The sequence below is a fragment of the Mesorhizobium sp. YC-39 genome, assembly GCF_025753795.1.
GTDB lineage: Bacteria > Pseudomonadota > Alphaproteobacteria > Rhizobiales > Rhizobiaceae > Mesorhizobium.
The window spans coordinates 1,834,064-1,857,933 of the sequence record NZ_JAOWPS010000001.1; the positions used below are offsets into that span (position 1 = coordinate 1,834,064).

Annotated in this window: 21 protein-coding genes; 6 read left to right on the forward strand and 15 right to left on the reverse strand. The window is 64.3% G+C overall.

The features are described 5' to 3' along the window. Positions 1-13: 13 nt before the first annotated feature. Positions 14-439 (forward strand): GNAT family N-acetyltransferase, encoded by a 426-nt coding sequence (locus OHD62_RS08625; protein WP_263782076.1) that lies wholly within the window; start codon positions 14-16, stop codon positions 437-439. Here the strand turns inward: OHD62_RS08625 and OHD62_RS08630 are convergent, their stop codons facing one another. From OHD62_RS08630 to murA, 9 genes are all read right to left on the reverse strand, one after another. Continuing rightward, positions 440-1,555, reverse strand: coding sequence for an anhydro-N-acetylmuramic acid kinase (locus tag OHD62_RS08630; protein WP_263782077.1), 1,116 nt, complete (start codon positions 1,553-1,555; stop codon positions 440-442). Between the two features lie 10 nt (positions 1,556-1,565). Further along, entirely contained in the window at positions 1,566-2,570 is a 1,005-nt protein-coding gene (locus OHD62_RS08635; RefSeq protein ID WP_263782079.1) for a serine hydrolase domain-containing protein, read from the reverse strand. A gap of 244 nt (positions 2,571-2,814) precedes the next feature. Then, positions 2,815-4,563: an ABC transporter ATP-binding protein gene (locus OHD62_RS08640; protein ID WP_263782080.1), complete on the reverse strand. Its 1,749-nt coding sequence runs from the start codon at positions 4,561-4,563 to the stop codon at positions 2,815-2,817. After that, positions 4,560-5,399, reverse strand: a complete 840-nt coding sequence (locus OHD62_RS08645; RefSeq protein ID WP_263782081.1) for an ABC transporter permease — start codon at positions 5,397-5,399, stop codon at positions 4,560-4,562. Before OHD62_RS08645 ends, OHD62_RS08640 begins: the two co-directional genes overlap by 4 nt. Next, positions 5,399-6,358, reverse strand: coding sequence for an ABC transporter permease (locus OHD62_RS08650; protein WP_263782083.1), 960 nt, complete (start codon positions 6,356-6,358; stop codon positions 5,399-5,401). Before OHD62_RS08650 ends, OHD62_RS08645 begins: the two co-directional genes overlap by 1 nt. A gap of 34 nt (positions 6,359-6,392) precedes the next feature. Then, positions 6,393-7,928, reverse strand: coding sequence for an ABC transporter substrate-binding protein (locus tag OHD62_RS08655; RefSeq protein WP_263782084.1), 1,536 nt, complete (start codon positions 7,926-7,928; stop codon positions 6,393-6,395). Positions 7,929-8,027: 99 nt separating this feature from the next. Next, entirely contained in the window at positions 8,028-8,951 is a 924-nt protein-coding gene (murQ, locus tag OHD62_RS08660; RefSeq protein WP_263782085.1) for an N-acetylmuramic acid 6-phosphate etherase, read from the reverse strand. A 184-nt stretch (positions 8,952-9,135) separates the two neighbouring features. Further along, complete coding sequence (locus OHD62_RS08665) at positions 9,136-10,023, reverse strand: N-acetylglucosamine kinase (RefSeq protein ID WP_263782086.1); 888 nt, start codon at positions 10,021-10,023, stop codon at positions 9,136-9,138. Next, a complete protein-coding gene (gene murA, locus OHD62_RS08670) occupies positions 10,020-11,276 on the reverse strand; it encodes a UDP-N-acetylglucosamine 1-carboxyvinyltransferase (RefSeq protein ID WP_263782087.1) in 1,257 nt (418 codons plus the stop codon). The genes OHD62_RS08665 and murA overlap by 4 nt, the downstream gene beginning before the upstream one ends. A 190-nt stretch (positions 11,277-11,466) precedes the next feature. Between murA and OHD62_RS08675 the strand changes: the two genes are divergently transcribed. Continuing rightward, on the forward strand, positions 11,467-12,327 hold the full coding sequence (locus OHD62_RS08675; RefSeq protein ID WP_263782088.1) for a MurR/RpiR family transcriptional regulator: 861 nt from the start codon (positions 11,467-11,469) through the stop codon (positions 12,325-12,327). A 48-nt stretch (positions 12,328-12,375) separates the two neighbouring features. On the opposite strand, the gene ftsZ is transcribed toward OHD62_RS08675, so the two are convergent. The 6 genes from ftsZ to OHD62_RS08705 form a co-directional block, all read right to left on the reverse strand. Further along, complete coding sequence (ftsZ, locus tag OHD62_RS08680; protein ID WP_412177348.1) at positions 12,376-13,341, reverse strand: cell division protein FtsZ; 966 nt, start codon at positions 13,339-13,341, stop codon at positions 12,376-12,378. 227 nt (positions 13,342-13,568) lie between these two features. Then, complete coding sequence (locus OHD62_RS08685; protein WP_263782090.1) at positions 13,569-14,351, reverse strand: ABC transporter permease; 783 nt, start codon at positions 14,349-14,351, stop codon at positions 13,569-13,571. Beyond that, positions 14,348-15,214, reverse strand: coding sequence for an ABC transporter permease (locus OHD62_RS08690; RefSeq protein WP_263782091.1), 867 nt, complete (start codon positions 15,212-15,214; stop codon positions 14,348-14,350). Before OHD62_RS08690 ends, OHD62_RS08685 begins: the two co-directional genes overlap by 4 nt. Continuing rightward, on the reverse strand, positions 15,211-16,272 hold the full coding sequence (locus tag OHD62_RS08695) for an ABC transporter ATP-binding protein (RefSeq protein ID WP_263782092.1): 1,062 nt from the start codon (positions 16,270-16,272) through the stop codon (positions 15,211-15,213). Before OHD62_RS08695 ends, OHD62_RS08690 begins: the two co-directional genes overlap by 4 nt. Before the next feature lie 103 nt (positions 16,273-16,375). Next, complete coding sequence (locus OHD62_RS08700) at positions 16,376-17,413, reverse strand: ABC transporter substrate-binding protein (protein ID WP_107648781.1); 1,038 nt, start codon at positions 17,411-17,413, stop codon at positions 16,376-16,378. A 105-nt stretch (positions 17,414-17,518) separates the two neighbouring features. Next, a complete protein-coding gene (locus OHD62_RS08705; protein WP_263782093.1) occupies positions 17,519-18,484 on the reverse strand; it encodes an isopenicillin N synthase family dioxygenase in 966 nt (321 codons plus the stop codon). Between the two features lie 274 nt (positions 18,485-18,758). Here OHD62_RS08705 and OHD62_RS08710 point away from each other — a divergent pair, with 274 nt between their 5' ends. From OHD62_RS08710 to OHD62_RS08725, 4 genes are read left to right on the forward strand one after another with little or no spacing between them, the layout of a single operon-like run. Further along, positions 18,759-19,868 carry a carbohydrate kinase gene (locus OHD62_RS08710; protein WP_263782094.1) on the forward strand — a complete coding sequence of 370 codons (1,110 nt, stop codon included), beginning with the start codon at positions 18,759-18,761 and terminating at the stop codon, positions 19,866-19,868. A gap of 27 nt (positions 19,869-19,895) precedes the next feature. After that, positions 19,896-20,828 (forward strand): pseudouridine-5'-phosphate glycosidase, encoded by a 933-nt coding sequence (locus tag OHD62_RS08715; protein ID WP_263782095.1) that lies wholly within the window; start codon positions 19,896-19,898, stop codon positions 20,826-20,828. A gap of 42 nt (positions 20,829-20,870) precedes the next feature. Then, positions 20,871-21,692: an enoyl-CoA hydratase/isomerase family protein gene (locus OHD62_RS08720; RefSeq protein ID WP_263782096.1), complete on the forward strand. Its 822-nt coding sequence runs from the start codon at positions 20,871-20,873 to the stop codon at positions 21,690-21,692. 3 nt (positions 21,693-21,695) lie between these two features. Next, positions 21,696-23,828 carry an acetate--CoA ligase family protein gene (locus tag OHD62_RS08725; protein ID WP_263782097.1) on the forward strand — a complete coding sequence of 711 codons (2,133 nt, stop codon included), beginning with the start codon at positions 21,696-21,698 and terminating at the stop codon, positions 23,826-23,828. The last annotated feature ends 42 nt before the right edge of the window (positions 23,829-23,870 follow it).

Consider the following 23,870-nt stretch of genomic DNA (forward strand, 5'->3'; position numbering starts at 1 on the left):
GAGCCGAGGTGCGATGAAGACGACGCTTGAGACCACCGCAGATCCCCTGCCGGAAGAGCTCGCCTTTCTGGCCGAGCGCCTTTCATCCTTCAACGACAGCGATGTCGGCGCATCGGGCAGGAAGGCACTCGCCGTCTTCGTGCGCGACGAGAAGGGCAAGGTCGTCGCCGGCATTTCGGGCTATACCGCCTGGGGCTGGCTCTATGTGCAATGGCTCTGGGTCGACGAAAGGCTGCGCGGCCAGCATATGGCAGGCCAGATGCTGGACGCGGCCGAGCAGGAGGCGATCGCTCGCGGCTGCCATGGTGCCTGGATCGACACGTTCAATCCCAAGGCGGCCAAAGCCTATGAGCGCCAGGGCTATCGGCCCTTCGGCATTCTTCCCGACTTCCCCGTCGGCCGCGGCCGCCTCTTCCTGCAGAAGAAGCTGCTGTCTTGATCAACCGGCGAGCCGGCCGCCGCGCATTGGCTGTGGCACGCCGGTGGTGCTGGGGAAGCTGATCGGCAGGCCGCGCAGCACACGCACCGCCAGGAAAGCAAAACACTCCGCCTCGACCGCGTCGCCTTTCCAGCCAAGCGTCTCGGCCGGCACGGCTTCCACGCCGGCGCGGCTCGCGAGCATCGCCATCATCGTCGGATTATGCCGGCCGCCACCGCTGACCACCAATCTCCGGGGCCGATGCGGCAGAAGATCGAGCGCCTTGCCGACAGCGGCGGCGGTGAAGGCCGTCAGCGTTGCCGCACCATCTTCTGCATTCAGGCCGTCGGCCATCGCCGCGCCAAAGTCGAAGCGGTCGAGCGATTTCGGATAAGGCTTGGTCAGGTAAGGATGTTGCAGCAGCTTGGCCAGCCGGGCCTCATCCACCGTGCCGGCGCTTGCCAGCTCGCCGTTGTGATCCATGTCGCCAAGCCCTTTCGACTTGATGAAATCGTTGAGCGGCGCATTGGCCGGCCCGGTGTCGAAGGCGATCACATTATCCTTGCCATCCCACCAGGTGATGTTGGCGACGCCGCCGAGATTGAGCACCGCCATGTCGCCGCTGGCGTCCGCCGCACGCAAGAGCGCGGTGTGATAGGCGGCCGCCAGTGGCGCACCTTGGCCGCCGGCGCGCATGTCGGCCGAGCGGAAGTCGTAGGCGACCTTGGTGCCGAGGATGGCGTGCATCAACTCGCCGTCGCCGAGCTGGCGGGTCTCACCAAGCCGGCCGGCCTGCGGCGCGCGATGCAGCACGGTCTGGCCATGGAAGCCGACGACACCGATGTGGGCCATGGTCAGCCCGTAGCTCTCGACGAGGTCCTTGACCGCCGCGGACTGCGCGCGCGTGAGCGCGTCCTCGGCCTCGTGGAAGATCGCCGGCTCCGGTCCGGTGAAATTCCAGACCCTTGCTTGGCGCAGCGTCTCCTCCAGCAAGGTGCGGATCGATTGCGGGTAGGGCGCCAGCGTATAGGTGCCGAAATCCGCGATGCGCTCGCCATCGGTCTTGATCAGCGCGACGTCGATATTGCCGTCCAGCACGGTGCCGGTCATCAGGCCGACGGCCCAGATTGGTTGCATCATCTAGCTCCTAAGCTCCATTGACGAGATCGCCGACCGCCTGGCGAAGCGTAGCGATCCCGCTGTTGAAATGACGTGTCGGGTGGATCCGGTTGGTGAGTAAGGTCCATGCCTTGCCCTTGTCGAAATCGATCCATAGCCCGGTGCCGGTAAAGCCGGTATGGCCGATCGTGGCGGGGCTGCACAGCCTGCCGCCGGACCAGTTTTCGTAAGGGCGCTCCCAGCCATGGGTGCGGGTGGCCGACAGCGGCGTACGCATCAGCGCGATCGAGGCCGGCGAGGCGCCGGTTCCGTCCAGCAGCCCTTGCGCGAAATCGAGGATAGAGGCTGCGGTGCCGAATAGGCCGGCGTGGCCGGCGCCCTGCAGAGCCGAGCAATTGTCGTCATGCACTTCGCCTGAGAGCACGCGGTGGCGCCAGGTGCAGTCCTCCGTTGCCGCCGCCTGATCCGGCTCGGCGGAGAAGGCAAAGCCCGGGCCGGGGTCAATGTCGCGAAGGGTCTTTCCCGACAGGCGCTCCAGCGCGAAGCCGAGCAGGATGAAGTTGATGTCGGAATAGACCGGCTCACCGCGCTGCCATTCGCGCTGCAGGATAAAGGCGCGCAGCAGATCCGCGTCTCGCCCGTAAGTGTAGATCGGTGCGACGGCGGGGAAGGGCGTCTGGTGGCCGAGGCACTGGCGAAACGTCACCTTCCGCTCCCAGGCCTTTTCGTCATACTGGCGAAGATCCGGCAGCACCGAGATCAGCGGCGCATCGAGGTCGATGACGCCCTCTTCCGCCAATGCCAGGATGCGCGGCGTGGTGAAGATGACTTTGGTTAGCGACGCCAGGTCGAACCAGGTATCTTCATGCATCGGCCTGGCATTGGGCACGATTTGGGCAGAGCCGATTGCCCGGACGATGCAGGCACCGCCGCGCTCGACCATGCCTAGCACGCCGCCGGGAATGCGGCCTTCGTTCACCGCCGCTTCGAGAGGGGCGAAGGCGCGGCCGAAGAGTTGGGTGAGGGCAGTCAATTCCAACTCCCCGTGTCATCAATCTGAAAAGCTGGCGATCCTTCCCACCCCCCTCTGTCCTGCCGGACATCTCCCCCGCAAGGGGGGAGATCGGCTGTCGCGACCGCTTTCGCTAATCGCCCACGTTGCAGGAGGAGCGCCATCGGCAAAGCTGCCAATCTCCCCCCTTGCGGGGGAGATGTCCGGCAGGACAGAGGGGGGTGCTGTCCCGCCGAGTTTGGAGACGTTTGGGCGGCATTACGCATCACGCCTCCACCCTCACTCTGTGATCCGCCCCGAACTGCTCCCACCGTGCCGGACCCGGCTCGAATCCCAGCGGCCGCACCAGCGAAGGCACCTGCCGGGTATCCACCTCGAAATGCTCGCGCCTCCGATCGATGGTCGGCACAGCCGCGATAAGCTTCTTCGTGTAGGCATGCTTCGGCGCCGACAGCACGGATTTCGCATCGCCGATCTCGACGATCTGGCCGGCATAGATGACAGCGATCCGGTGCGCGATGCGCTCCACGACCGCCATGTCGTGCGAGATGAACAGATAAGCCAACCCGAACTCGCGCTGCAGGTCGACCAGCAGCTCCAGCACCCGGGCCTGGACCGAAACGTCGAGCGCCGAAACCGCTTCGTCCAGCACGACGACGGAAGGGTTGAGCATCAGCGCGCGCGCGATGCACAGCCTTTGCCGCTGACCCCCCGAGAATTGATGCGGATAGCGCTCGAGGCTGTTTTCCGGCAGGCCGACGCGCTTCAGCAGCGTCGCCATCTTCGCCCGCGTCGCCGCATCGACGCGGCCGCCGGTGGCGATCACCGGCTCGGCGAGAATGCTCTCGATGGTGAGCCTGGGATTGAGCGAGGCATAGGGGTTCTGGAACACCATCTGGATCGGCAGTGCGCTCTGTCCGGCGGCCGCCTTGCGCACACTGGCCGAGAAGCTGCCACGCGTCGAGCGCACCAGCCCAAGCACCGCGCGCGCCGTGGTCGATTTTCCCGAACCGCTCTCGCCGACAATGGCCAGCGTCTCGCCTTGCATCAGGTCGAAATCCACGCCATCGACGGCGTGCACGGCGCCCGTAGCGCGGCCGAAAAAACCGGACTTGACGGGAAACCGCACCACGAGGTCGTTCACTTTCAGCGCCGGCTCGGTGTCAGTCGCCTTGTCGCGCCGTCCGTCCGAACGCGTGGCGCGGCCGCTGGCGAAATGCGGCACGTCCTGCAGCAAATGCTGGGTGTAAGGGTGCTGCGGCTGGTCGAGGATCTGGTTCAGCTCGCCTTGCTCGACGCCCTCGCCGTTCTGCATCACCATGATCTTGTCGGCGATCCCGGCGACGAGGCCGATATCGTGGGTGATGAAGATCATCGACATGCCGGTTTCACGCTTCAGCTCGGCGAGCAGCGCCATGATCTGCGCCTGCACCGTGACATCGAGTGCGGTCGTCGGCTCGTCGGCGATCAGCAGGCGCGGATTGCAGGCGAGCGCCGTGGCGATCATCACCCGCTGCAGCATGCCGCCGGAGAGCTGGTTCGGCGTGTATTTCAGGCGTCGCGCCGCATCGGGAATGCGGACGCGGTCGAGCGCGTCCTTCGCCGCCGCGGTCGCCTGCCGGCCGGTCAGGCCGCGATGCAGCCGAAACGATTCCTCGATCTGCGTGCCGATGGTCAGCACTGGATTGAGCGAGGTCATCGGCTCCTGGAAGATCATGCCGATCTCGGCGCCGCGGATCCTTGTCAGCTGCGGCTCGGACGCCGCCGTCAGGTCGAGGACGCCGCCGTCGGCGCGCTTGAGTTTGATCGCGCCGCCGGTGATGCGGCCACCGCCAAAATCAACGAGGCGGTTGATCGACAGCGCGGTGACCGACTTGCCCGAACCGCTTTCGCCGACGATGGCCAGCGTCTCGCCGTCGGCAAGCTCGAAGCTGACGCCGCGCACCACTTCGTTGGCTTGCGGCGTGCGGCCGAAACCGACGCTGAGATCGGATACGGAAAGCAGCGGGATCACGCGATCGCCCTCCGCATTCTGGGGTCGAATATGTCGCGCAAGGCATCGCCAAGCAGGTTGAAGCCGAGGATGCTGATCATGATCGCCACGCCGGGGAAGATCATCAGCCAGGGCGCCGTTTCCATCAGGTTGCGGCTGTCGCTCAGCATCAGTCCGAGCGACGCCGCGGGCGGCTGCGTCCCGAGCCCGAGAAAGCTCAAGCCGGCTTCGGTCAGCAGCGCCCAGGCCAGCGCCAGCGTAATTTGGACGGTCAAGGGCGCAACCAGATTGAGCAGCAGATGCCTGGTCAGGATATAGCTCGAACTGCTGCCGAAAGTGCGCGCGGCGTCGACGAATTCACGTGCTTTGAGCGACAGAGCAGGGCCGCGCACCACGCGCGTGAATATCGGCGTGTAGACGATGGCGATGGCGACAATGCTCGTCCGGGTTCCCGGCCCGGCGACGGCGACGATCAGCAGCGCCAGAAGGATCGCCGGGAACGCGAGCAGCACATCCATGAGGCGCATCAGGACGCCATCCCAGCGGCGTCCGAACCAGGCCGCGGCGAGGCCCAAAACAGTCCCGGCGAGCGCGGCAAAGGCGACCGAGAAGAAAGCCACGGTGAAGGACTGGCCAATGCCCATCATTAGCCGGCTCGCCACATCGCGGCCAAACAGGTCGGTGCCCATCCAGTAGGTGCTGTCAGGCGCATGCAGCCGGTCGATGCGGTACTGCATCAGCGGGTTGTGCGGCGTCAGCCCGAGCAGGCCAAGCACGGCAAGCAGCAGATAGAGCGCGACGATGACGCCGCCGATGCGGCCGCTGGGATGCGCGAAGACGGCCCGCAGCATGCGCATCACTGTTCCCCCAGCCGGATGCGCGGGTCGAGCGCGACGTAGGTGAGATCGACCAGGAGATTGACGATCATGAAGTTGAAGGCAATGAACAGCACGCATCCCTGCACCAGCGCATAGTCACGCTGCAGGATCGCGTCCAGCACCAGCCGTCCGAGGCCCGGCAGCGCATAGATCTGCTCGACGATGACGGCGCCGCCCAGGAGATAGCCGAACTCGATGCCGCTCAGCGTGACGACGGGGATCAGCGCATTGGGCAAGGCGTGGCGCCAGATCACGCCGCGTGCCGAGACCCCCTTGCTGCGGGCGGTGCGGACATAGTCGTCGCTCAACACATCGAGCATGGCCGAACGCGATACGCGGGTGACCGAGGCGGCGAAGGCAAAGCCGAGCGTGATGGCCGGCAGGATCAATTGGCCGAGATTGCGCAGGGGATCCTGCCATAGCGGCGAAAATTCCCCCATTGCCGGCAGCACGCCAAAGCCTGCCGACAGCGTGTAGATGATCAATAACGCCAGCACGAAGTTCGGCGTCGACTGGCCGATCATGGCGGCAACGCGCACGCCGAGATCGGAGAATTTCTCATTGTGCGTGGCGGCAAAGACGCCCGCCGGCACGCCGACGACAAGCGCGATGATCATCGACAGCAACGCCAGCTCGAGCGTCAGCGGGAAGCGTTCAAGGATGACGTCGAGCACCGGCTTGCCATAGGTGGAGGAGATGCCGAGATTGCCGTGCAGCAGGCCGGCGAGCCAGCGCCCGTACTGGACGAACCAGGGCTGGTCGATGCCGAAATAGGCGGCGAGCGCCTCACGCTGCGCCGGCGTCAGCAGGCCGGCCTCGGTCCCCAGCATCGCCGTGATCGCATCGCCCGGAACCATCCGGATCGCCACGAACACGACGATGGAGACGCCGATCAGAACGAGAGGAAACACCGCCAGGCGTCGCAGCAGATAGGTCACGCGAAGAACACCTCCCGTCTGGCGGCAGAAACGGCTACTGGATCGTCACCTTGCTCAGGCTGAACAGCGTGCCGGTCGGCGTCGGCACGAATCCGCTGACGTTCTTCTGCTGCGCCGTATAGCTGTAGGAGGTGTAGAGCCAGATCCACGGTGAAACCTCGGCGAGATGCTTTTCGAAATCGGCGAAGATCGCCTTGCGCTTGGCCGGGTCGGTTTCGGCGCGGCCCTGCTGCATCTGGCTGTCCAGCGTGTCGTCGATATAGTTCGCCACCTTCTGCAGATTGCCCGCTTTGGTCCAGTAACGATTGTACATTGTGTAGGGGTCGGCCCTGCCGCCATTCAAGGCGATGGCCATGTCGAAATCGCCCTTCAGCCAGGCGTCGACATAGACGTTGAGCTCCATCATTTTGATGTCGAGCTTGACGCCGATTTCGGCGAGCTGCGACTGGATCACCTGGGCTTCCGCCGCCGCCGTCGGCGGCTCGCCGGTGGCACCGATCACCGTCGCCGAAAAACCGTCGGCATACCCGGCTTCAGACATCAATTGCTTGGCCTTCTCGACATCGCGCTTGTAGCAGAACAATTGGCTGGGATCGGTGGCGAGCGATGGGATGGTCAGCGGCCCCGTCACCTTGCCTTCGCCGAGCGAGGCGGTGTCCAGCACTTCCTGCCGGTCGATGGCACAGGAGATCGCCTGCCGCACCTTGAGTTCGGTCATCGGCTTGCGCGACGGATTGAGCTGCAGAACGTGGTAGGCAAGCACCGGCACGCGGTTGAGCTGCAGGCTGGCCTCCTTCGGCACCAGCGTGGCGACCAGCGGGTCGTTGAGCAGCGCGAAATCGATCTGCTTGGTGCGCATCGCCGCCAGGATCGCCGTTTCATCCGGTAGCACCGAGATTTCGATACCGTCGACACCGGTCGCGCCGCCGGCCCAGTCCTTGTTGGCGCTGAGCACCTCCTTGGCGTTCGGATCCCATTTGTCGAGCTTGAACGGGCCTGAGCCGATCGCCTTGGTGCCGACCGAGCCGGCGGCGATTTCGCTGGCCGGAACAATGGCCGCGTTGACGTCGCTCATTGCCGTCAGGATCGGCACGTCCGGCTGCGACAAATGAAAGACGACGGTGGCCGGATCGGGCGTGTCGATGCTGGCGATCGACAGGAAATTGGCGCGGGCGGCCGCACCTGTCTTTTCATCGAGGATGCGTTCGAAGGAGGCCTTGACGTCAGCCGAGGTGACGGTGGCGCCATTCTGGAATTTGGCTTTCGGATCGAGCTTGAAGGTCAATTCCTTGCCGTCCGGAGAGAACTGCCAGGACGTGGCGATGGCCGGCACGATCTGCAGGCTGGCATCGACCCTGACCAGCGGTTCGTAGATGAGCTCCAGCAGCCTGAGCGACGAAAAGGCCGTCTGCTTGTGCGGATCAAGCCCGGTGGCGTCCTGCGACCAGGCCATGTGCAGCGTCGCGGCACTTGCCTGGACCGGAACGGCGGCGATGCCGAGCATGGCCGCCAGGGCGATGCCAGGCAACGCCATGCCGGAAAGCAGTTTCCTCGTGAGATGCTGTACCATTGTCGTCTCCCATTCTTGTCGAACTTGATTTGCAGTTCCCCGGACCGCTTCACAGGGACACGGCACCCCGGAATGTCGGCCCAGAATTTCCGCGCGGCTTCACACCGTCTTTTCGCCGATTGCCTTGCGCAGGAACCCTCCAGCCTTGCCGAGTGCCTCGCGCGCTTCCTCAACCTCCATGCCAGTGATGAGCACCAGGATCGCCAGCTTCACATCCTTGCCGGTCACTTCCAGTGCATGGCGGGCCTGTTGCGCCGTGCAGCCGCTCGTCTGCATGACGATCCGGACCGCCCTGGCGACCAGCTTCTTGTTGGAAGGGTTCAGGTCCACCATCAGGTTCTCAAAGCTCTTGCCGATGCGGATCATGCTGGCGGTCGTCAGCATGTTGAGCACCAGCTTCTGCGCTGTGCCCGACTTCAGCCGGGTCGAGCCAGTGAGGACTTCGGGGCCGACGACCGGCGAGATGGCGATGTCGGCAATGCCGGCGATGGTCGAGCGCGGATTGCAGGACAGCGCCACGGTCGTCGCACCGACTTCTCTGGCATAATTCAGGCCGCCGATAACATAGGGCGTGCGGCCGCTGACGGCGATGCCGACCACGACGTCGTCGGCGGTCAGCCTGATGTCTTGCAGGTCACGGACTCCTTGTTTCGGATCGTCCTCCGCGCCTTCCGCGGCCCGCATCAGCGCTTCGGAGCCGCCGGCGATCAGCCCCACCACCATGGTCTCGGGCACACCGAAGGTGGGCGGACATTCCGAAGCGTCGAGAACGCCAAGCCGGCCGCTGGTGCCTGCGCCCAGATAGATCAGCCGCGCGCCTTTCTGGAACGCGAGCACGATCCGGTCCACCGCTGCCGATATCTCCGGGATGACCTTCTCGACGGCGGCTGCAACGCCTTTGTCTTCGTCATTGATCCTGCGCAGCACGTCGATGGTCGGCAGCAGGTCGATATCCATCGTCCTTGGGTTCCGGTCTTCGGAAACCAGCCGCTCCAGCTCCGACATCAACGCTTGTTCGCTCATCCACTTGCTTTCAAACTTCATGCCGTCAGCAGGAATGTGACGCAAAGCGCGACCTTGACCAGTACCGGCGAGACATTGGCTTCTCGTGCCGGCGGTTTGGTTTCCGTCTCGTTAACTTTCTAGAATTGGATATTCATGGTGTCAACGAGATACTGGAATAAAATATTCCTATTGCTGATGGGCGCTAAGTAGCATCAAGCGACTTCTTGGCCAGGATGATCGCGCCGGAAACGGCATCGCCGTCGGCGGGCTTCAGCCGGCGGCGCACGTCGGGCGCAAGCCATGGTTCGAGCGGGCTGGAAAGGCCGCCGAGCAGCGTCACCCGTGGCGCGCCTTTCTCGAACAACAGCCGTACGAATGTGTCGACGTGTTCGGCGGCGCTCTGCACGATGCGCCGCCCGACCGCATCGCCCTGGTCGGCATGGCGGATCACCATCGGGGCGAGGGCGGCGTAGTCGGTGGCGGTGGCGCGGTCCATCCAGGCGACGGCTTCCATCGGATCGTCCTTGAAACGCTGCATGACTTCGCTCAGCAACGCTGTCCGCTCATGCCTTCCGTCATGGGCGCGCAAAGCGAGTTGCACCGCCCTCAGGCCGAGATCGGCACCACTGCCCTCGTCGGAGATTGGAAAGCCGTAGCCGCCGACACGCAAATCGCGCCCGTCGGCGAAGCCGAGGCCGATCGAGCCGGTGCCGGCAATGACGATGGCGCCGTCGCGACCAGAATGCGCGCCAAGGCAGGCGCCGACGCCGTCGCTGACAAAGGCGATGCTGGCGAAGGGATGCGCGATCGCCTTGAACGCCTCCAGCGCGCCTTTGCGGCCGATACCGGCAAGACCGACGCCCGCGTGGATCCGGGCGATCTCTCGCTTGCCGAAACCTGCCTCCTCGATTGCCGCGCCGAAAGCTCTCGCAACCGACGCCCAGGCCGCGTCGATGCCGAGCCGTGTCGTTGCCGGGCCTGACAGGCCTTGCCCAAGCACGGTGCCCGCCTCGTCCTCGATGCGGGCGCGACAGCCGGTGCCGCCGCCATCGACGCCGAGAAAATAGGGCGCGGATGCCGCGTCGCTCATGCGCTGATCCGCTCGATCTCGGCGCCACAGAGGCGCAGCTTGCGGTCGAGCTGCTCATAGCCGCGGTCGAGATGATAGACCCGGTTGATCGTCGTTTCGCCTTCGCAAACCAGTGCCGCCAGCACCAGCGAGACCGAGGCGCGCAGATCGGTCGCCATCACTTGTGCGCCCTTCAGCCTCTCGCCGCCGCGCACCAGCGCCGTGGTGCCCTGCAGCTTGATGTTGGCGCCGAGCCGCATCAGTTCCGGCACATGCATGAAGCGGTTTTCGAAGATCGTCTCGCGCAGCAGCGAAGCGCCCTCGGCGCAGCACATCAAGGCCATGAACTGGGCCTGGAGATCGGTCGGAAAACCAGGATAGGGTTCCGTCGTCAGGTCGGCCGCCTTGAGCGGCCCATCCCTCGACACGATCAGGCCGCGATCACTCGGCCAGATCTTCACGCCGGTCGCCTCGAGAAGCTGCACCACCGATGCCATGTGTTCGAGCCGCGCATGGGTCAGTTCGAGTTGGCCGCCGGTGATGGCAGCCGCGACAGCGTAGGTGCCGGCCTCGATGCGGTCTGGAATGATGTGGTGCGTAGCGGCGCGCCAGCTCGAGCCACCCTCGATCAGGATGCGGTGCGTGCCGGCGCCTTCGATCCGCGCCCCCATGGCGTTGAGGCAAGCGGCAAGGTCGGCTACCTCCGGCTCGCGCGCCGCGTTGAGGATCTCCGTCTCGCCTTTTGCCGTCGTCGCCGCCATCATCGCGGTCTCGGTCGCCCCGACTGATGGCGAGCTCAGCACGATGCGCGCGCCTCGCAATCCGCCGGGAGCAGAAGCGACGATCAATCCGTTTTCAATAGCGATGTCGGCGCCGAGCGCGGCGAGCGCCGCGACATGCATGTCGACCGGCCGCGCACCAATCGCGCAGCCGCCGGGCAGCGAGACCCTGGCATGGCCGAAGCGGGCAAGCAGCGGCCCGAGCACCAGCACCGTCGCACGCATTTTTCTGACGGTGTCGTAAGTTGTCTCCTTGGAAACGGCCGTACTGGTGTCAATCGTCGCGGCATGGGTCGACCGGGTGACCACGGCGCCGTGAAGACCGATCACGCCAAGCATGTTTGCGACATCCGTCACGTCAGGCAGGTTGGTCAGTTCCAGCGGAAGGGGGCTGAGCAGGGCGGCCGCGATCTGCGGCAACGCCGCATTCTTGGCGCCGGAGATCGTAACCGCGCCCTCAAGCCGTCGTCCGCCGACAATCCGCAATTTGTCCATGGCTCTGAACCTGATCCGACGTGCTCAATCCAAGCGCAGTTTCGATGTCGATTCCTGACCGAACCTGCACGCGCTTGACAGTCGATCGATCATTCTTGGCTGTCAATTGGATTTGGAATAATTTATTCCTTAAAATCGCATCGCCGATCGCCGGCCATTAGCCGGCATCGTCAACGCCGCAGGGGAATGCATGTCCGTCCTGAAGAAGATCGAGGCCAAGCTCGAGACGATGGCGCCCGGCGATCGCGAGATCGGCCAATACATCGTCGGCAATCCCGACCAAATGCTGCGCCTGTCGACGGCCGCACTCGCCGCCGAGATCGGCCGCAGCCAGTCGAGCGTCGTCAAATTCAGCCAGAAGCTCGGCTATGCCAGCTACCAGGAACTCAAGCTCGCGGTCAGTGAGGCCAAGGCGCAGGAATGGCAGGTGCCGGTCGGCGTGATCCACGGCTCGATCGAGGTCGGCGACGGCTATCAGGTCATTCTGAAGAAACTGATCGGCAGCAAGCTTCTATCGATGCAGCAGACCGTCGCCGCCAACAGCGAACGGATCATCTCAAGGGCGCTGGAAATGCTGGATGGCGCGCGCCGCATCCATCTGGTCGGCGTCGGCGCGTCCTCGCTGGTGGCGCGCGACTTCTCCTACAAGCTGATGAAGCTCGGCCGCAACGTGCTGCACGACAGCGACAGCCATGTGCAGATGGCCAATGTCTCGACGCTCGGACCCGGCGACGTGCTGTTCGCGCTCTCCTATTCCGGCGCCAGCATCGAAACCCTGCGCATTGCCGAGCTTGCGCGCAAGCGCGGCACGACGGTGATCGCCGTCACCGGCCTGCACGACAATCCGCTGAGCCGCGTCGCCGACATCCGCCTCTACACCATCGCCGACGAAGAGCGCGCGCGCTCCTCATCGATCACCGCGCGCGATGCGCAGCTGACGCTGACCGACCTGCTGTTCATCCTGCTGGTGCAAAAGCAACCCGACGCCAATGACTATGTCCACAACAGCGAAATGGCCGTGTCGGTGCTGAAGGCGGACCGAACCTCGTAGCGTCGCATCGCCAGGCTCGAGGCAATCGGTGCGCAACGGCGCAAATGTTCAGGCGGTCATCCGCCCCTGCTGAAACACTTCCACCCCCTGGCGCAACCCCGTCGCGACGACCGAGACCCTGAACTTTCCTGCCAGCGCCTTATCGAAAATGGCGCCGACGATGATATCGGCGTCGGTGTCGACTTCCTCGCGTATACGGGTAGCCGCTTCATCGACCTCGAACAGCGTCATGTCGGTGCCCCCCGATATCGAGACAAGCACACCCTTGGCCCCAGCCATGGAGGCCTCGTCGAGAAGCGGGTTGGCGATTGCCGCTTCGGCCGCTTTTTTGGCACGGTCTTCGCCCGTGGCTTCGCCTGTGCCCATCATCGCGCGGCCCATGTCCCGCATCACGGATTTCACGTCGGCGAAGTCGAGATTGATCAGCCCTTCCTTGACGATAAGGTCGGTGATGCAGCCGACACCGGCATAGAGGACGCGGTCCGCCATGATGAACGCGTCCGCGAACGTCGTCTTGGCATCGGCGACCCTGAACAGATTCTGGTTCGGGATGACGATCACCGTATCGGCGCTCTCGCGCAGCCGTTCGATGCCTTCGTCGGCCGATTGCATCCGGCGTTTCCCTTCGAAGGTAAAGGGCTTGGTGACAACCGCCACCGTCAGAATTCCTGCTGCCCGTGCAGCGTGCGCGATAACAGGTGCGGCGCCGGTACCGGTTCCGCCGCCCATGCCGGCCGTCACGAAACACATATGCGTTCCGGCAAGGTGATCCATGATCTCGTCGATCGTTTCTTCGGCTGCCGCACGGCCGACCTCGGGCAGGGATCCGGCACCCAAGCCCTCCGTCACATGGGCTCCCAGCTGGATCAGCCGGGATGACTTGGACATGGTAAGCGCCTGGGCATCGGTGTTGGCGACGATGAACTCCGCGCCCTGCAGGCCTTCGGCGATCATGTTGTTGACGGCGTTGCCGCCGCCGCCGCCGACGCCGATAACCGTTATCTTCGGTCTCATCTCGGAGATTTCCGGCCTCTTCTTGACGTTCACTGCCGTCTCTCCATTGAAAATATCGGGTGCTGCGAGCAATCAGATGCTTTCCAAAACCGTACGGGATCCGATGCGGCTAGCGCGCGAATCAGGCCATGCTCCCCACCACCAAGGAATCAGAGGGCGAACGCGCCCGCAAGTGCCGCTGTGAGTTTTGCCCTGCTCAACGCCGCTGGCGCCGCTGCGCGTTTCCGTCAGAAGCGGTGGATGCGCAGCCCCAGTACCTTCTCCGACACGATCACCACCACCAGCGTCAGCACAATCGACACGGTCGAGACGGCTGCGGCTTCGGGCGTGAAATTGGTGCGCAGGTAGTCGAAGAGCTGGATCGGCAGCGTCGACGTGCCGATCCCCTTCAGCATGAACGAGATGGTGAAGGTGTCGAAGGAGATGATGAAGGCAAACAGCGCGCCGCCGATGACGCCGGGCTTGATCAGCGGCAGCATGATGCGGCGGAAGCGGGTCAGGCGGTCGGCGCCCAGCGAGCGCGCCGCCATGTCCCAGGACGGATCGAAGCTTTCCAGCGAGGCCGAGACGTTGATGAAGACGAAGGGCAAAGTGATCAGCACATGGCCGGCGATCATGCCGATCATGGTCGTGGTGCCGATGCCGATCGCATAGACGAAGAACAGCAGCGCGATCGCCGTCAGCACTTCCGGCAGCAGCAGCGGCGCCAGCATGGCGATGCGCACCGCCTCCTTCCAGCGGCCGGCGTGCTGGACGTAATAGAGCGCTGCCATGGTGCCGATGGTTCCGGAAATGACGGTTGCCACAGCCGCCACCCACAGCGAGGTGCGGATCGCGCGCATGAACACGTCATTGTGGAAGAAGGTCACATACCAGCGCGGCGACAGGCCCTGTGGCGGGAATGTCAGGAAATTGCCGGCATTGAAGGAGGCGCCGACGACCACCAGGATGGGCGCCAGCAGAAACGCGTAGACCAGCAGGCAGTAGAGCGTGAACACCGGCCGCTTCATGGTCGCGCCACCTTCCATTTCATGCGCGTCAGCCGTGCGAAGATGACGACGCAGAGCGCCCCGGTGACGGACAGCATCAGCGCCAGCGCCGAGCCCCACGGCCACTGGAACGTGTCGATCAGCGCGTCGACGACGGTGACGGCCATGGTCTTGACCCTGAGACCACCGATCAGCGACGGCGTCACATAGGCGCTGAGCGACAAGACGAAGACGAGGATGCAGCCGGCCTGGATGCCTGGTGTGCACAGCGGCAGCACGATGCGGCGGAATGCGGTGAAACGCGATGCGCCGAGCGAGCGCGCCGCCGATTCCAGCGCCGGGTCGACGCCCTGGATCGCCGCCATGATCGGCAGGATCATGAAGGGCAAAAAGACATGCACCAGCGCGATGACGATGCCGAGCGCATTGTACATCAGCGGCAGCGGGCGATCGATCAGGCCCATGCCGGTCAGCGTGCGGTTGATGAGGCCGGCATTGCCCAGGAGAATCGTCCAGCCATAGGAGCGGATGACGATGCCGACCAGCAGCGGCGACAGCACCAGCCCATAGGCCAGGGCGCGAAAGCGCATGGCGCCACGGGCCAGTTGCCAGGCGACGGGGAAACCGACGACGAGGCAGATGGCCGTGGTGATGAGGCCGATCCACAGCGTGTTGGCGACCTGCAGCAGGTAGAAACTGTCGGCGAAGAACTTTGTGTAGTTGCCTGTGGTGAAGCCCGGACCGTAAGGCGTGCCTTGCCCCGGCGTGCGAAAGCTCATCACCACGATGTTGAGATAGGGCAGAACGAGGAATACGCCGAGCAGCACGGCCGCCGGCGCGATCAGGACAAGCGGCCCAAGGCCCTTGCGGCGCGCCGCCGTCATTTTGCCGCCCCGAGCAGCCAGAATCCGTCGGCTGGCGCATGCACACTGACACGGTCGCCCTCGGCAATCCTGATGTTGGGAAAGGTCTGGACGTGCAGCGTCTCGCCCGAATCCAGCGCGATGCGATAGTCGATGATGCTGCCGGAATAGTAGCGCGCCGTGACCTTGCCCTGCGCTCCGCCTTGGCCCGCTGCTTTGAGCTCGATCGCCTCCGGGCGCAGCGACAGCGTGACAGTGGCGCCCGGCGCGTGGTCCGTGCGGCTGTCGACGGCGACTTCACCAAAGACGGATGCGACGCGGCTCTTGCCGGCTCCGGCCGCCGCAGTGATCGTGCCCTTGACCAGGTTCACCTGGCCGACGAATTGCGCCACCTCAAGGTTCTCGGGACGCTCATAGATGTCGGACGGCGCGCCGATCTGGGCGATGCGGCCGCCGAACATGACCACGACCCGGTCGGACATGGTCATCGCCTCGGCCTGATCATGCGTGACATAGACGGTGGTGATGCCGACACGCCGCTGCAGGTCGCGGATGAAGACGCGCATTTCCTCGCGCAGCTTGGCGTCGAGATTGGCGAGTGGCTCGTCGAGCAGCAGGATCTTCGGTTCGATGACCAGCGCGCGGGCAAGCGCCACACGCTGCTGCTGGCCGCCGGAAAGCTGGTTCGGATAGCGGTCGGAATAGCCGCCGAGCTGCACCATGTCGAGCACCTTGGCGATGCGCTCACGCATCTCGGGCTTGGCGATCTTGCGCATCTCCAGCCCGAAGGCGAGGTTCTGGTCCACCGTCATATGCGGAAAAAGCGCGTAATTCTGGAACACCATGCCGATGTCGCGCTTTTCGGCCGGCACGTTGACGACATCCTTGCCGTCGAAGCGGATCGCACCTTCGCTCGCCTCCTCGAAGCCGGCGATCATCTTCAGCGTCGTCGTCTTGCCGCAGCCCGACGGACCGAGCAGCGAAATGAATTCGCCATCGGCGATGCGGATCGAGATGCAGTCGACCGCGCGCGCGCTGCCGAAGGTCTTGGTCAGCCGCTCGATGCTAACCTCGGTCATGAATGCTCCACTTCACGGGCGATCGACCGCCACCGCAGTTGCGGCGCGGCGGGCGGAGGCGCGCCTGAAAAGCGAGACGCGCCATCCCGGTTCAATATCAGCCTTAGAGGATCGTCTTGGCCCAGCGCTCGGCCAGCTCGCCCTGCTTCTCGTTGACGAAATCCCAATCCCAGGTGAGGATCTTGGTCATTGCCTCGCCCGACACCGGCACGTCGGCCTTGAGGTCGTCGGGAATGATCACCTTCGAGTTCGTCGGCGACACGAAGAATTCCTTCGCCATCAGCATCTGGGTTTCCGGCGACAGCAGAAAGTCAGCATATTGATAGGCCAGCTCCTTTTCCGGGCCATTGGCCAGGATCGAGACTGTCTGGTCGAACATGAACATGCCTTCCTCGGGAACGACGCAATCGACCGGCAGGCCCTGCTTGCGCAGCCGTGCGATCTCGCCGAAATCAAACGGCGCGACGACGATCTCGCCCGAGGACAGGGCCGTGGACAGGTTGAAGTCGACCTGGATCACTTGGCCCAGCTTGGCGAGGGCGTCAAAGCCGGCGTCGACATCGTACTGGTCCTTGCCGAAGATCTTCGAGGCCAGCAGCAGCTCCATCTTGCCGGCGCTGTTGGCGAAATTGTAGAGGCCGATCTTGCCCTTGAATTCCTCGTTGTTCCAAAGGTCCTTCCAGGCCTTGGGCGGCGTCTTCACCAGATCGGTGCGGTAGCCAATGCCGATCGGTGAGATGGCGCCGGTGGCGCCGAAACCATCGGCGATCTTGGCCAGCGGATAGAGGTCGTTGTAGTTCGGCAGCTTCGCCAGGTCGAGCTTTTCGAAAAAGCCCTCCTTGCGCAGGCCGGAGGCGAAGACCTCATTGGTCATGATGATCGAATAGGGCGGCTTGTCGACGCCGGCGGCGCGCAGATTGGCGCCGAAGACGCGGCCATTGCCGACGTCGAGCGTCACCTTGGCGCCGGAGGCCTTCTCGAAGGCTGGCGCGATGGTCGAGCGCCAGAACTGCTCCCAGACCCCGCCGAGCGTCGGCACGATCAGCGTCTTTTCCTGGGCGATAGCAGGCATTCCGATGAGCCCGGCGGCACCGAGCGCGCCCATTCCGGCAAGCGTCTGTCGTCTGGTCAGTTTCGTCATCACAATTCCCCTTGTTGATTTCTTTCAATCAATTCGTTCTTTGGGACGGCCGAAGCCCTCCATCTGAATTTGGCGAGGGCAAATCTGCGCCCGCGCCGGTTTCGGTCAGCGGCCGAAAGCCTGTCGGGTCTTCAGCTCGATATAGTCTCCATAGGTGATCGGCTCGTATTTGGCCTGCTTGCCATCCGCGCAGAACGGCTCCAGGCAGGAGATCAGCGTCTCCTTGCTGGGGTTGACGAAGAACGGGATCGACTGGCGGCGCGAGCTGCCTTTCTTGTTGCGGGGCGGGTTGGCGACGCGGTGCGGCGTCGACACCCATTCGTCGTTGCTCCAGCGCATGAAGGCGTCGGCGATGTTGACGACGTAGGCGCCGTCGATCGACGGCGCATCGAGCCAGCGGCCGTCGCGGGTCTGCACCTGCAGGCCACCGGACGAGGCCTCCGACCGCAGGATGGTCATGAAACCATAGTCGGTGTGAACGCCGGCGCGAAGCTGGCCGGGCAGGGGATCCACATCTTGCTCGGGATAATTGATGACCCGCAGTGCCGACAGATGGTTCTCGAAGGCCGGCTCGAAATAGTCGGGTTCGAGGCCGATCGCCTGGCAGAAGATGCGGCGCAAATGTTTCGCCAGCGTCTCCATCTCGGAGAAATAGTCGCGAAAGGTGCTCTCGATGCCTTCGGGCTGGTTCGGCCATGCGTCGCCCTTGAGGCGCAGGCCGAAATTCAGGCTTTCCTTGTAGTCGCCGGGCGTCTTGATGCCCTTGGTGGCGGCCAGCGCCTCGTCGGCGATCGGCGAAAAGGCCATCCCGCCGGCCAAGGCGGTTCCGCGACCATGGCTACGCTTGTAATCCTCGGGCAGATCGAAGAAGGTGCGCGCCAGATTGTAGAGCCGCATCGTCCTTTCCGGCGACACGCCATGGCCGGTGACCAGGAAGAAACCGGTATCCCGGCAGGCGGTCTCGATAGCCCTGACGACAGCGTCGGCGCCGGCCTCGCCGCGAATGAAGGGCCCGACATCGATGACGGGAATTCCCTGATCTGTTGCTTCGACTTGAGGCGCGGGCTGCATGATCGCGATCACCTTCCTGTTGGAACTGTCATACGCAGAAGGCGAAAACCAGGCATGGCCGCTTCAGAGTATTGAAGCAGTGAAAGCGGGCAGGGCGGATGACCTCGCATGCGCATCGCTATGCCTTCCCTTGTGCCTTGTCCGGCCTCGAAAGAGGCGGGGGAAACGCCGGTTGAACGAAACGTTATCGTTACAAACGAATGTTGACAAGATCATCTGTTGTTGTCCATATCGAAAATATTCAGCCACGAATTTGCACGGGCCGGGTGGGACGATGGACGACCTTGGAGCACAGGAACAGGCGGTTCTGGATCTCATCGCCGCGAACCCGTTCGCCGGCCAGCAGGACATAGCAACCGCGCTCGGCATCGCCCGCTCGACCGTCGCCGCCCACATCGTGCAACTTGTCAACAAGGGCTACATTCTCGGCCGCGGCTACGTGTTGCCGGCCTCCAAGCGCATGATCTGCATCGGCGGCGCGGTCCTGGACCGCAAATACCACGCCAAGAAGGATCTGATCTTCGAGACGTCGAACCCGGTCGACGGCTATCGCAGCTTCGGCGGCGTCGCCCGCAACGTCGCCGAGAACCTTGTCCGCCTCGGCGTCGACGTCAGCTTCGTCTCGATTGTCGGCGATGACGAAACCGGCCGCTCGCTGGTGCGGCATCTGCGCGACCTCGGCGCCGATGTCAGCCAGGTCATCACCACCACGGAGCGGCCGACGGCCGAATATGCGGCCATCCTCGATCTCAACAACGATCTCGTGCTCGGCATTGCCGACATGGAGATCTTCGATCTGTTCTCGCCGTCCTATCTCGACCGCTTCTGGCCGCATCTGGCATCGGCGACCTGGGTGTTCATCGACTGCAACCTGCCGGCAGCCACCATCGAAGCGCTGATGTCACGCAAGCAGGGCGCGCGCTTCAAGCTCGCCGTCGACACCGTATCGTCACCGAAATCGGCGCGCTTGCCGAAGGACCTGACCGGCATCGACCTGTTGTTCACCAATCACGACGAGGCCAATTCGATGCTCGGCATCACCGATGCCGACAAGCGGCTGAAGCCGAAGGAGGCGGCAGCGGCGCTGCGCGCGGCAGGTGCTGCTGAAGTGATCGTGACCATGGGCGCGCACGGATTTGCGGTGGCGACCGAGAGCGGCGTGGCGACGATGCGCTCCGTTCCGGCCAGGGCTGTCGACATCACTGGCGCCGGTGATGCGATGATTGCCGGCACTATGTACAAGGTGCTTTCGGGAGATCCCGTGCCGCATGCCGCGCGCACCGGCGCGCTGCTCGCCACGCTGACCACCGAGAGCGAATCCAGTGTTCATCCCGATCTGTCGCCGCGCTTCCTCACCGCCGGCATGTACCGCATCCCCGCCTGAAAGCGGGACGACCCTGAAAGCGAGACCATGAAACCTTCTTCCCTTGTTTACCTGAATGATGAGGTTGCGGCAGCCCTTCGCGAGGGCCGTGCGGTGGTGGCGCTGGAATCGACGATCATCACCCACGGCATGCCTTATCCCGCAAATCTGGAGACCGCGCGAGGCGTCGAAGCCGTGGTGCGCGAGAACGGCGCGGTGCCAGCGACGATCGCCGTGGTCGCGGGCAAGATCAAGGCAGGGCTCGACGACACCGAGCTGGAAAAGCTGGCGGCGGCAAAGGACGTGGTCAAGGCATCCGGGCGTGACCTCGCCGCCATCATGGTGCGCGGCGGCTCGGCCGGAACCACGGTCTCGGCAACGATGCGGATTGCCGCCCTTGCCGGCATCGGCATTTTCGCCACCGGCGGCGTCGGCGGCGTGCATCGCGGCGCCGAAGCCACTTTCGACATCTCGGCCGACCTGACCGAACTCGGCCAGACCGGCACCACCGTCGTCTGCGCCGGCGTGAAATCGATCCTCGATATGGCCAAGACGCTGGAATATCTGGAGACCCAGCGCGTGCCGGTGATTGCTTACCAGAGCGACGATTTTCCGGCCTTCTATACCCGATCCAGCGGGCTCAAGGCCGATCATCGCCTCGATACGCCGGAAGAGATTGCGCAGGCCATGCTGCTGCACGAGCAGATGGGCTCGGGCACCGGCATCCTCGTCGCCAATCCCATTCCGGAGGCTGACGCGCTCGACCCGGCCTTCATCGACGGCACGATCGCGGCTGCGGTGGCGGAAGCCGAGCAACGCGGCATCGGGCGCAAGGAATTGACGCCGTTCCTGCTCGCCCGCATCAACGAGCTCTCGCAAGGCCGCAGCCTGAAGGCCAACATCGCGCTGGTCCGCAACAACGCCGCGCTCGCCGCCAGGATCGCCGTGGCGCATGCGGAATCGAAGCGCGAGGCAGCGTAGAGGTCCACTTCCTCTGATTTTCGAAGTTCCCAGGAGAACCGCATGAGCGCACAGGCCAGCTACGAGACGATCCTTTACGAGAAGGATGCAACCGACAAGTTCGCGACGATCACCATCAATCGTCCCGACAAGCTCAATGCGATGAACAAGACGGTGATCCGCGAGATCGACAAGGCGCTCGCTGCCTCCGTCGCCGATCCGGATGTCAACGCGCTGGTGATCACCGGCGCTGGCCGCGCCTTCTCCTCCGGCTACGACCTGCAGGGCGGCGACTTCGATGTCGACATCGATTTCTGGCGCGCGGACATGGGCGAGAACGCCGAGGCGCTGCTCAACATCTGGCGCGCGCCGATCCCGGTCATCGCGTCGGTCAACGGCTATGCGCTGGCCGGCGCGCTGGAATTGATGATGTGCTGCGACCTGGCGATCGCCGCCGACAATGCAAAATTCGGCGAACCCGAGGTGCGCCACAATTCCGGCCCGCCGGCGCTGATGATGCCCTGGCTGCTCGCCACCCGCGACGTGCGCTGGCTGATGTATACAGGCGACCTGGTCGACGCCGAGGAGGCGCTGCGCATGCATCTGATCAACAGGATCGTGCCGGCCGATCAGTTGAAGAAAAAGACCGAAAACCTCGCCCGCAAGCTGGCGCGCATGCCGGTGCCGGCGTTGAAATTCACCAAGGCGTCGATCAACAACCAGCAGATGGTGGCCGGGCTGCTGCCGTCCTTCCAGTACAATATCGAGGCGATCGCGGCACTGCACGTCACCAGGCAAGGCCGCGAATGGATGGCCAATCTCGCCAAGATGAGCCTCAAGGAATATCTCGCTTTCCGCGACGATCCTTTCAAGGGCCTCGACTGAGCCGTGACCGGCTCTGCCGCTTCGCACGAGGCGATGCGGGCGCTGATGGCGCCGCGCTCGGTCGCCGTCATCGGCGCGACCGAACGCGCCGATGCGTCGTCGAGCTACGTCATGCGTAATCTGTTGGCGTTCGGATTTTCCGGCGCCATCGTCCCGGTACATCCGAAGGCCGAAACGGTGTTCGGTATTCCCGCCATTCCCTCGCTCGACCGGCTCGATGCGCCGGCGGACGTTGCGGTGATCGGCATCGGCGCGGCGCACGTTCTGACCGCGCTCGAAGATGCCGGCAAGGCCGGCGTCAAGGCGGCTGTCGTGCTGGCCAGCGGCTTTGCCGAGACCGACGGGGAGGGCAAGGCGCGCCAGCAGGCGCTGGTCGCGATCGCGCGAAAATACGGCATGGCGATCTGCGGGCCAAACTGCCTCGGCCTGTTCAATCTGCAAAGCGGCGCAGCGCTTTATTCCTCGACGCTGTCGCCCAACCTGAAGAGGGGCGCGCTCGCCATTCTGTCGCATTCGGGCGCCAGCGCCATTGCACTCGCCAATAGCGGGCGCTTCGGCTTGAGCCACATCGTCTCCTGCGGCAACAGCGCGGCGACCGATCTTCCCGACTATCTCTCCTATCTCGCCGGTGACGAGGCGACACGTGTCATTGGACTTGTCGTGGAAGCCATCCGTGATCCCGCCGCCTTCACCTCCGCGATGCAGGCGGGGCATGTCGCGGGCAAGCAGGTGATTGCCTTGCGCGCCGGCAAGTCGAGCAAGGGCGCGGAAGCCGCCGCGGCGCATACCGGTTCGCTCGCTGCCGCGAACGAGGCCTATGAAGCCTTCTTTCGGCGGACTGGAATCATTGAGGTCGCCGACATGGACGAGTTCGTCGAAACCGCGACGCTCTGCCTGTCGCTGAAGGCGAGGCCGGCGCGCAAGGGTGTCGCTGTTGTCGGCGTCAGCGGTGGCGGTGTTGCCCATGTCTCCGACATCGCCGAGCAGGTCGGCATCGAGCTGCCGGAATTTTCACAAGATACCATCGCGCGACTGAAGGCCCTGCTGCCGCCTTTCGCGACGCCGCAGAATCCGGTCGACACCACGGGCGTGGTTTTCGCCGATAGCGGGGTCTATCGCAGCGTGCTCGCCATCCTAGCGCAGGATGCCTCGGTCGGCCTGATCGTCGCCGCGCAGGACGCGCCTGTCGGCCTCGATGCTGATGGCGCTGCTGAATATGTCGGCATTGCCGATGCTGTCGCCTCCTACGCGAAGCACGCGACCGTTCCGGTTGCCTTCATCAGCAACCTGTCCTCCGGGCATCATCCCGCGGTCCGTGAACGCCTTGCCGGCGTCCCGGTGCTCAACGGCACGCGCGCTTCGCTCAATGCCGTGCGAGGGGCGCTGGACGCCACCGGCGCCACGATACCGAACGCCCCGGCGATCGAACCAGCCGACGAAAACGATCCCTGGTCAAAGCGCCTCGCCACCGGTGGGAACTTGACCGAACGGGAGGCCAAGCAATGGCTGGCTGACAACGGTCTGAGAGTGACCCGCGAGCGGCTGGCCGTCACCGCGCAAGAGGCAGTCGAGGCGGCCGAGGCGATCGGTTTTCCGGTCGTGCTCAAGATCGAATCGCCCGATATTCCCCACAAGACCGAAGCCGGCGGCGTGCGGCTCGGCATAGCCAATGCCGCAGAAGCGGCTGAAGCCTTCACGGCGATCATGCAAAGTGCTCGCGCTCACGCCCCGGATGCCGAATTGCGCGGCGTCGTGGTGCAGGAAATGGCTGGGCGCGGCGTCGAAGCGCTGGTCGGCCTGGTCCGGCACGAGCCGTTCGGCCTGGGGATCGTCGTCGGCGTCGGCGGCGTTCTGGTCGAGCTGGTCAAGGACGCCGCTTTCGATCTGCTGCCGGTCGACCGCGACGCTGCCGATGCGCTAATCGACCGGACGCGATTGGCCGCTCTGCTTGGGGGTTATCGCGGCGCGCCGCCAGCCGACCGGGAAGCGCTTGTCGAGACGATTATGGCGCTGTCGAATTTCGCCAGCCGCTACGGCCATCTGATCGAGGCCGTCGACCTCAATCCGGTCGTCGTGTTCGAGAACGGCGCCTGCGTTCTCGATGCATTGGTGATCCCGGCCAACAATACTCGATAGGATGCCCAAAGGGCACGGCTGCGCCTTGAATCTGCTTCTGAA